At 75.9% G+C, this 8755-nt stretch carries 7 protein-coding genes; 4 read left to right on the top strand and 3 right to left on the bottom strand.

The genetic code is table 11. The features are described from left to right. The coding region (gene selB, locus VF468_19985) for a selenocysteine-specific translation elongation factor (GenBank protein ID HEX5880570.1) at positions 1–998 on the bottom strand (998 nt) is incomplete at its 3' end. Further along, positions 998–2404: an L-seryl-tRNA(Sec) selenium transferase gene (gene selA / locus VF468_19980; protein HEX5880569.1), complete on the bottom strand. Its 1407-nt coding sequence runs from the start codon at positions 2402–2404 to the stop codon at positions 998–1000. The genes selB and selA, both read right to left, overlap by 1 nt. A gap of 403 nt (positions 2405–2807) precedes the next feature. Here selA and VF468_19975 point away from each other — a divergent pair, with 403 nt between their 5' ends. Genes VF468_19975 through VF468_19960 form a run of 4 tightly spaced genes read left to right on the top strand, consistent with a single transcriptional unit; the run spans position 2808 to position 7905 of the window. Next, a complete protein-coding gene (locus VF468_19975) occupies positions 2808–3578 on the top strand; it encodes an NUDIX hydrolase (protein ID HEX5880568.1) in 771 nt (256 codons plus the stop codon). Continuing rightward, complete coding sequence (locus VF468_19970; protein HEX5880567.1) at positions 3575–4354, top strand: MBL fold metallo-hydrolase; 780 nt, start codon at positions 3575–3577, stop codon at positions 4352–4354. Before VF468_19975 ends, VF468_19970 begins: the two co-directional genes overlap by 4 nt. Positions 4355–4384: 30 nt before the next feature. Continuing rightward, entirely contained in the window at positions 4385–6367 is a 1983-nt protein-coding gene (locus VF468_19965) for a hydantoinase/oxoprolinase family protein (protein ID HEX5880566.1), read from the top strand. Then, a complete protein-coding gene (locus VF468_19960) occupies positions 6364–7905 on the top strand; it encodes a hydantoinase B/oxoprolinase family protein (GenBank protein ID HEX5880565.1) in 1542 nt (513 codons plus the stop codon). The genes VF468_19965 and VF468_19960 overlap by 4 nt, the downstream gene beginning before the upstream one ends. Here the strand turns inward: VF468_19960 and VF468_19955 are convergent. Continuing rightward, positions 7865–8689, bottom strand: a complete 825-nt coding sequence (locus tag VF468_19955; protein HEX5880564.1) for a methyltransferase domain-containing protein — start codon at positions 8687–8689, stop codon at positions 7865–7867. The two genes, VF468_19960 and VF468_19955, sit on opposite strands and share 41 nt — an antisense overlap. Between the last annotated feature and the right edge of the window lie 66 nt (positions 8690–8755).

The following is an 8755-nucleotide window of genomic DNA, read 5'->3' as shown; positions in this document are numbered from 1 at the left end:
AAGGCGTCGAGGACCAGGGGCTGCTCCAGGTGCAGCCGCACCAGGGCGTCGCCACCGGGGCGGACCTCGGTGGCGTCGAGCGGCTGGAGCCGGGCCGCGGTCTCGGCCGCGCCCGCGTACACCAGGTAGGCGCCGCGCCCGCGCAGCGGGGCGGGGGCGCCGTCGAGGCAGCGCAGCCGGCAGTCGGCGGTGGCCGTCGCCGCCCACTGCCCGGGCAGGGCGAGCAGGTCGCCGCGGGCCACCTGGTCGGTGGCCACGCCGGCCAGGTTGACCGCCACCCGCCGGGCCGGGGTGGCCTGGGCCAGCGGGCGGCCGTGGCCCTGGAGGCCGCGGACGCGGGCCCGGCGGCCGCCCGGGAGCAGCTCGACCTCGCCGTCGGCGCGCAGCGACCCGCCGGAGAGGGTCCCCGTGACCACGGTCCCGCTGCCCCGCATGGTGAACACCCGGTCCACCGGCAGCCGCGGCCGGCCCCGGTCGGGCGGCTCGGGCAGCCGGTCGAGGGCGGCGTCGAGCGCGGCCGCCACCGCCGCCACGCCCAGCCCGGACGGGGGGGCGGTAGGCACCACGGCGGCGCCGTCCAGGGTCGTGCCCCGCAGCCGGTCGCGCACCTCGGCGGCAACCCGCTCCCGGGTCGCGTCGTCGACCAGGTCCACCTTGGTCAGGGCGACCACGCCGGCGGGGATGCCGAGCAGGTCGAGGATGGCCAGGTGCTCGGCCGACTGGGGCCGCCAGCCCTCGCTGGCGTCGACCACGAACAGGGCACAGCCGACCCCGCCGACCCCGGCGAGCATGTTGTGGACGAACCGCTCGTGGCCGGGGACGTCGACGAAGCCGACCTCGCGGCCGGACGGCAGGGTCGTCCAGGCGAACCCCAGGTCGATGGTCAGCCCCCGCGCCTTCTCCTCGGCCAGCCGGTCCGGGTCGGTCCCGGTCAGGGCCTGGATCAGCGCCGACTTGCCGTGGTCGACGTGCCCGGCGGTCCCGATGACGTGTGGCATCAGCCCGGCGGGGAGTTCGGCCCGGGCTGCCCGGGCGGTGGACCGGACCCGCCCGCTGGGGGCGCGAGGGCGGCGGTCAGGGCCCGGGCCACCAGCGGGTCCTGCTCGGGCGGGACGGTGCGCAGGTCGAGCACGACCCGGGCCCGCTCGGCCCTGGCCACCACCGGGGGGTCGCCGGCGCGGAGGCGGGCCAGGACGGTCGCCGCGCCGTCGGGGGCCGGGTCGACCTCGACCAGGACGCTCTCCAGGCCCTCCCCGGGGAGGCTGCCGCCGCCGGCCACGCTGGTCCCGGTGCGCAGCGACGCCGCCGGCCCGACGGCCGCGGCCAGGGCGGCGGCCCGTGGCTCCAGGTCGGCCGGGGTCAGCAGCAGCGCCCGCCACACGGGCAGCTCGTCGCGCCGCCCGGCCAGGTGGTCGGCCAGGGTCGCCTCCAGGGCGGCCAGGGTCAGCTTGTCGGCCCGGACCGCCCTGGCCAGCGGGTGGCGGGCCAGCCGCCCGACCAGCTCCTCCCGGCCCACCACCAGGCCGGCCTGGGGGCCGCCGAGCAGCTTGTCCCCAGAGAACAGCACCAGGTCGGCGCCGGCCCGCAGGCTGCCCGCGACCGAGGGCTCGTCCCCGAGCTCGCCGTCCAGCAGGCCCGACCCGGCGTCGTGGAGCAGGGGCAGGCCGTGCTCGTGGGCGAGGGCGGCCAGGTCGGCCAGGGCGGGCCGGGTGGCGAACCCCTCGACCCGGTAGTTGGACGGGTGCACGGCCAGCACCAGCGCGGTGGCGGGGCCGACCGCGGCGGCGTAGTCGCGCAGGTGGGTACGGTTGGTGGTCCCGACCTCGCGCAGCTCCACCCCGGCCGCCTCCATGACCTGGGGCAGCCGGAACTCGCCGCCGATCTCGATCAGCTCCCCCCGCGAGACCAGCACCTCCCGCCCCCGGGCGAGCCCGCCGAGGGCCAGCAGCAGGGCCCCGGCGGCGTTGTTGACCACCAGACCGGCCTCCGCCCCGGTGGCCTCCCGCAGCAGCGCCTCGGCCGCCGCCCCCCGCCGCCCCCGGGCCCCGGCGGCCAGGTCGTACTCCACCGTCGCGTACCCGGCCGCCTCGGCCACCGCCCCCCTGGCCGCCGGCGACAGCGGCGCCCGGCCCAGGTTGGTGTGCAGCACCACCCCGGTGGCGTTGACCACGGCCCGGGTCCGCCTGGCCAGCAACGCATCCAGCGCCCGGGCCGCCCTCGCCGCCAGCTCGTCCACCCCGGGCACCGGCGCCCCGTCCCCCACCGCCCGCCGGCTCCGCTCCAGCGCCTCCCGCGCCGCCCCGACCACCGAGGGCCGCCCGAACGTCGCCACCCGCTCGACCAGCTCCGGGTGCCCGAGCAGCACGTCCATGTTCGGCAGCAGCCGCCGCGGATCGGTGCTCATGCCCCCATTGTCGACAAGTACGGGTCGCCCCGCAGCCCGGGTCGCGGTGCCGGGGTCGCGTGGGATGAGGTCGCGCGGTCTCGGGGTGCGCGGCCGGGGTCGCGCCGCAGCCGGGTCCCGCCGCCGTCCGGGCCCCGGGGCGTGCCGCACCCGAACCCGCCGGTGCCGGGTCCCCTGGGCGCGCTCCAACCTCGCCCGCCGGTGCCGGGTCCCCCCGGTGGGGGAGCATAGCCGACCCGCGAGTGGCGTGCGCCGCGTTGTCCACACCCACCGCGGGTCCACACCCCCCACCGCGGGTCCACACCCCGGCGCGCGTGGCCCACACCCCGCCCGGTTGTCCGCATCCCCGGGCACGTACCATCCATCTGTCCGAACCCGACCCGAGGAGGGCCCGGTGGGGGTGATGCCGAGCGCGGCCGCGACGGTGGTGCTGCTCCGTGACGGGCGGGACGGGCTGGAGGCATATGTTCAATTGCGGCCGCTGGGGATGGGATTCGCGGGCGGGCTGTGGGTGTTCCCCGGGGGGCGGGTGGACGCCGCCGACCGCGACCCGGGGGTCGACGCGCGCTGGGCCGGGCCGCCGCCGGCCGCGTGGGCAGAGCGGCTGGGGCTGCCCGTCGCGGAGGCGCGGGGACACGTGGTCGCGGCCTGCCGGGAGACGCTGGAGGAGGCGGGGCTGCTGCTGGCCAGCCCGGCGCCGCCCGCCGGGGAGCTGGCGGCGGCCCGGCGGGAGCTGCTGGCCGGGTCGGCCGGGTTCGCGGAGCTGCTGGCGCGGCTCGGGGTGCGGCTGGACGCGGGCCGGCTGCGCTACTGGGCCTGGTGGGTGACGCCGGAGATCGAGCCGCGCCGCTACAACACCCGCTTCTTCGTCGCCGGGCTGCCGGATGACGCCGTCGTCACCGCCCACCTGGCCGAGGTGGAGCGGGAGCGCTGGCTGCCGCCGGCCGAGGCCGCGGCCGACCAGGACCTGCCGATGCTCCCCCCGACCCGCTACACCCTCCGCGACCTCGCGGCCTTCGGCACCGTGGAGGCGGCGCTCGCCGCCGGGACCGGCCGCCGGGTCGAGCGCATCCTGCCCGTGCTCGACGGCCCCGACCTGGTCATGCCCTGGGGCGAGCGCTATCCGGTGCCGGTCCCCCTGCTCCGGCCCGACCACCCGGCGGCCGGCACATGACCGAGACCTGGAGCCCGCGGGTGACGCGGGTGCTGGCGCCGAACCCGTCGCCGCTGACGCTGGAGGGGACCAACACCTTCGTGGTCGGCGAGCCGGGGGCGGGCACGGCGGTGGTGATCGACCCCGGGCCGGCCGACGAGGGCCATGCCCGGGCGGTGGTGGAGGCGTGCCGCGGGCGGGGCGTCGAGCTGGTGCTGCTCACCCACACCCACGTCGACCACGCCGAGGGGGCCCGCGCCTTCGCCGGGCGGTCCGGGGCGCCGCTGGCCGCCCTCGCCCCCGGCTGGGCGACCCCGGGCGCGCCCGACCTGGCCGCCGGCGACCCGATGGCCGCGGCCGGGCTGGAGCTGCGGCCGCTGCCGACGCCCGGCCACGCCGCCGACCACTGCTGCTTCGAGCTGGCCGCCGAGGCGGCCGTGTTCACCGGCGACCACGTGCTCGGCCGCGGGACCACCGTGGTCGAGTGGCCGGGCGGGGACATGGTCGCCTACCTGGACTCGCTGCGGCTGCTGCTCGACCTCGGCCCGGAGCGGCTCTACCCGGGCCACGGCCCGCTGGTGGCCGACGCCACGGCGAGGGTCGAGGGCTACCTGGCCCACCGCCTGGAGCGCGAGGCGCAGGTCCTGGCCGCCCTGGCCGCCGGCGACCGGACCCCGGCCGAGGTCGTGGCCCGGGTCTACGCCGCGGTCGACCCGGCCCTGCACCCGGCGGCCGAGCTGTCGGTCCGCGCCCACCTGGCCAAGCTGGCCGGCGAGGGCCGGATTCCGCCGACCTGAGGTGAACGTGTGCGCCCGGAGGATGCGGCGATGACCGGAGCCAGGCTGGGGGTCGACGTCGGCGGGACCTTCACCGACCTCGTCGCGCTGGTGGACGGCAGGCTGCTCACGGCGAAAGTGCCGACAACGCCGCGGAACCAGGCGCGGGGGGTGGTTTCCGCGCTCGAGCGCGTCCGGGACACCGTCGCGGCCGCGGCCAGCTTCGCGCACGGGTCCACGGTGGCCACCAATGCGCTGCTCGAGCGCCGTGGCGCCCGTACGGCGTTGATCACCACCGCGGGGTTCCGGGACGTGGTCGAGATCGGCAGGCAGAACCGCCCGGCGCTGTACGACCTGACCCGGGATCGGCCGGCCCCGCTCGTCCCGCGCGAGCTCCGGTTCACCGTCCGGGAGCGGATGGACAAGGACGGCGTCCTGGTCCCCCTCGACAGGGAATCGGTCCGCGCGGCCGTGGACGCCTGTCGCGACGCCGACGTCGAGGCGGTTGCCGTGTGCCTGCTCTTCGGGTTCCTCCATCCCGAGCACGAGCAGGAGGTGGGGGAGTCGCTCCGCAGGGCCCTGCCGGGCGTCCACATCTCGCTCTCGTCGGAGGTGCTGCCCGAGTTCCGGGAGTACGAGCGCTGCTCGACCACGGTCTGCAACAGCTACCTGGCCCCTCGGCTCGGCGCCTACCTGGGACGCCTCGCCGACGAAGCGGAGGCGCTCGGCCTTCCGAGCCCGCTGGTGATGCAGTCCTCGGGCGGCACAACCGAGATCGGGACGGCGGCGGCGTACGCCGCCAGCTGCCTGCTGTCCGGCCCGGCCGGCGGTGTCGTCGGCGCCGCCTGGGTCGCCGGGCTCAGCGGGTTCCACGACCTCCTGACCTTCGACATGGGCGGCACCTCCACGGACGTCGCGCCCGTGCTGGGAGGTACGGTGCAGACGACGACCGAGTCGGTGGTGGCTGGGGTGCCGATCAAGCTGCCGATGGTGGATGTGCACACGGTCAGCGCCGGCGGCGGCTCGATCGCATGGGTCGACGCCGGGCAAGCCCTGCGCGTGGGGCCCACCTCGGCCGGCGCGGATCCCGGCCCAGCCGCCTATGGCCGCGGCGGCGAGGAGCCCACGGTCACCGACGCGAACCTGTACCTGGGGTACCTGGCGGACGGCGCCGAGCTCGGCGGCGAGGTCCGGCTGGATCGCCGCCTGGCCGAGGCGGCGCTTCGCCGCGTCGGCGCTCGGATCGGCCTGGACAGCGAGGAGACCGCACGCGGGATCGTCCGTGTCGCCGACGCCGAGATGATCCGGGCCTTGCGCGTCATCAGCATCGAACGTGGTCTCGACCCGCGTGAGCTGACGCTTGTCGCCTTCGGCGGCGCCGGTGGGCTCCACGCCTGCGCGCTGGCGGAGGAGCTCGACATCGGTCGCATCCTCGTCCCCCTGGCCGCCGGGGTGTTGAGCGCCCTCGGGCTGGCGATCTCGGACGTGCGCCACGATCAGGTGCACCCGCTGCTGGCCGGGCTGGAGACCGCCGACCGGGCCGAGGTCGAGGCGTGCTTCGCGGGGCTCGAAGCCAATGTTCGCGGGCAGCTCGCCGACGACACGCGGCTCAGCCTCGCCCGGCTTGCCGATCTCCGCTACCAGGGCCAGTCGTTCGAGCTCACGGTGGCCGCCGACGATCTCGAGGACCTGGCCGCCCGTTTCCACGCCGAGCACGAGCGACGCTACGGCTACCGGATGGAGGATGAGGCGGTGCAGCTCGTCAACCTCCGGCTGGTCGCCACCGTGCCGCGCGAGAAGCCCAAGCTCCACGAGGCGCCAGCTCGCCAGGCCGCCGCCCCGGCTCGGCGGAGAGCCAGCTTCGACGGCGGTTGGCGGGAGGTCGATGTCCACAACCGCGCCGACCTCGGCGCCGGCAGCGAGATCAAGGGGCCGGCCGTGGTCGAGTTCGCGGAGTCGACGCTCGTCATCCGTCCCAGGTGGACGGCGACCGTGGACGAGATCGGGACGCTCGATCTGGAACACCGACGGTGACCGTCCGCCCCGGCCTCGACCCGATCACGCTCTCCGTGCTGAGCAGCGCGCTTTCCGGCATCGCCGAGGAGATGGGCACGGTGCTGGTGCGCAGCGCCTACTCCTCCAACATCAAGGAGCGGCGCGACTGCTCGGCGGCGCTCTTCGACGCCCATGGACGCATGGTCGCTCAGGCCGAGCACATCCCGGTCCACCTCGGCGCCATGCCCGAGGCCGTGACCGCGGTCATGGCGCGCGACCCGCAACCCGGTGACGTCTTCGTGGTCAATGACCCGTACTCCGGCGGCAACCACCTTCCCGACGTCACGATGGTGTCGCCACTGGGCACCGACGAGGAGCGCTGGGGCTATGCGGTGACCCGAGCCCACCATTCGGACATCGGTGGGATGCAACCGGGATCCATGCCGGCCGGTTCCCGTGACATCTACTCCGAGGGGCTGATCATCCCGCCCGTGCGGCTGGTCGAGGGGGGGAGGTACGTCGGGGACGTGCTCGATCTCGTCCTGGCCAACACCCGAACCCCTCGTGTCCGCCGCGGGGACTTTCGCGCCCAGATCGCCGCGAACCAGCTCGCCCAGAGCCGTCTGGCCGAGCTGCTGCGGCGCCGTGGCCGCGACACCGTCCTCGCCGCCTTCGACGAGGTCATCTCCTACACCGAACGCCACACCCGCGACACCATCCGGCGGCTCCCGGATGGCCGCTACACCGCCGCCAGCGAGATCGAGGGCGACGGGATCATCGACGACGACATCCCCATCCGCGTCGCCGTCCGGATCGCCGATGACGAGCTCACGGTCGACTTCACCGGCACGGCCGACGCCGTACCGGGCAATGTCAACTGCCCGCTCTCGGTGACCCGGTCCGCCTGCTACTTCGCCCTCCGCGTGCTCCTGCCGGACGACCTCCCCGCCAACGCGGGGACGTACGCCCCGCTCACGATCGAGGCCCCGAAGGGCAGTCTGGTGAACGCCCAGCGTCCCAGCGCCGTCGTCGCGGGCAACGTCGAGACCAGCCAGCGACTGGCCGACCTGCTGCTGTCCGCCCTCGCCCAGGCGGCCGACCTTCCAGCCAACGGGCAAGGGACCATGAACAACGTCAACATCGGCGGGCGCGGCTGGACCTACTACGAGACCATCGGGGGAGGGCAGGGGGCGAGCGCCGCCGGCCCGGGGCCCTCGGGCGTGCACGCTGGCATGAGCAATACCCTCAACACCCCGATCGAGGCGCTCGAGCTCGAGTACCCCATGCGGGTCGAGCGGTTCGAGCTGGCCGTCGGCAGCGGCGGAAGCGGCAGGCACCGAGGCGGCGACGGCATCGTCCGGTCGATCCGCGTGCTCGAGCCGGCGACCCTCTCCCTGCTGACCGACCGACGACGTCACCGTCCCCAAGGCCGCGAGGGCGGCGGCCCCGGTGCCGTTGGACGAAACCTCTGCAACGGCGAGGAGCTGCCACCGAAGGTCAGCCGGCCGCTGGATGCGGGCGACGTCGTCACGGTCATCACCCCTGGCGGCGGTGGCTATGGTCGGCCACGCCGGTGATCAGGTGGCCCCTGATCGGCAGCTCGATCCGGCCGCCGTCGACCTCGAACGGCCGCATCGCCTCGGCGCCGACGTCCAGGAGGCGCCGGTAGGTGTCCTGGTCGATCCGCTCGGCCAGTGGGGTGGCCTCGATCTCGGTGGCCACGGCCTCGGAGGCCGAGCCGTAGCGGACGGTGCCGACGCGGGTCCGGACGCCGGTGACCCGCAGGCCGGCGGCCTGGAACAGCGACCCCATCAGGTCGAGGTCGCCGAGGGCCCAGTACACGCTCTCCAGCTTCATCGCCTCCGGGCCCAGGTGCTCCGCGAACGCCTCGTACATGGCCCCGAAGCCCTCCTGGGCCTCCAGCCGGTCCCAGACCTGGACGGCGACGGTGCCACCGGGGGCCACCACCCGGGCCATCTCGCGCAGGGCGGCGGCCCGGTCGGGGAAGAACATCAGGGCCGCCTGGCAGAGGACGGCGTCGAAGGAGCCCGCGTCGAAGGGGAGGTCGGCCGCGTCGCCCTGGCGCCAATCGATGCCGGGCCGCAGCCGCCGGGCCACGGTCAGCATGCCCTCGTTGGCGTCCAGGCCGGCCACCCGGCCCTGGCCGCCCATGCGGTCGGCGGCGGTGCGGGCCACGATCCCGGTGCCGCAGGCCACGTCCAGCACGGCCTGGCCGGGGGCGATCCCGGCCACCTCCACCAGATGGCGTGCCCACTCGGCGAAGAGGGCGGGGACGAAGCTGGACTCGTACACCTCCGCCGCCTCGACCGAGAGCTGGAAGGTCTCCACCGAGCTGGTCATCGCGAACCTCCTGGGTCGTGTCGCCGTTCCGCCCCCACGATCCCTCCCGCGACCGGCCCGAGCATG

Source organism: Actinomycetota bacterium (genome assembly GCA_036280995.1).
Lineage (GTDB): Bacteria > Actinomycetota > CALGFH01 > CALGFH01 > CALGFH01 > CALGFH01.
Note: the sequence above shows the minus strand (reverse complement) of the source record. Positions and strands in the feature narration are given on the sequence as shown.

What these genes read in the sequence shown, in the direction of transcription:
- selA (HEX5880569.1), bottom strand. Translation starts at nt 2,404, where the DNA reads ATGAGCACCGATCCGCGGCGGCTGCTGCCGAACATGGACGTGCTGCTC.
- VF468_19975 (HEX5880568.1), top strand. Translation starts at nt 2,808, where the DNA reads ATGCCGAGCGCGGCCGCGACGGTGGTGCTGCTCCGTGACGGGCGGGAC.
- VF468_19970 (HEX5880567.1), top strand. Translation starts at nt 3,575, where the DNA reads ATGACCGAGACCTGGAGCCCGCGGGTGACGCGGGTGCTGGCGCCGAAC.
- VF468_19965 (HEX5880566.1), top strand. Translation starts at nt 4,385, where the DNA reads ATGACCGGAGCCAGGCTGGGGGTCGACGTCGGCGGGACCTTCACCGAC.
- VF468_19955 (HEX5880564.1), bottom strand. Translation starts at nt 8,689, where the DNA reads ATGACCAGCTCGGTGGAGACCTTCCAGCTCTCGGTCGAGGCGGCGGAG.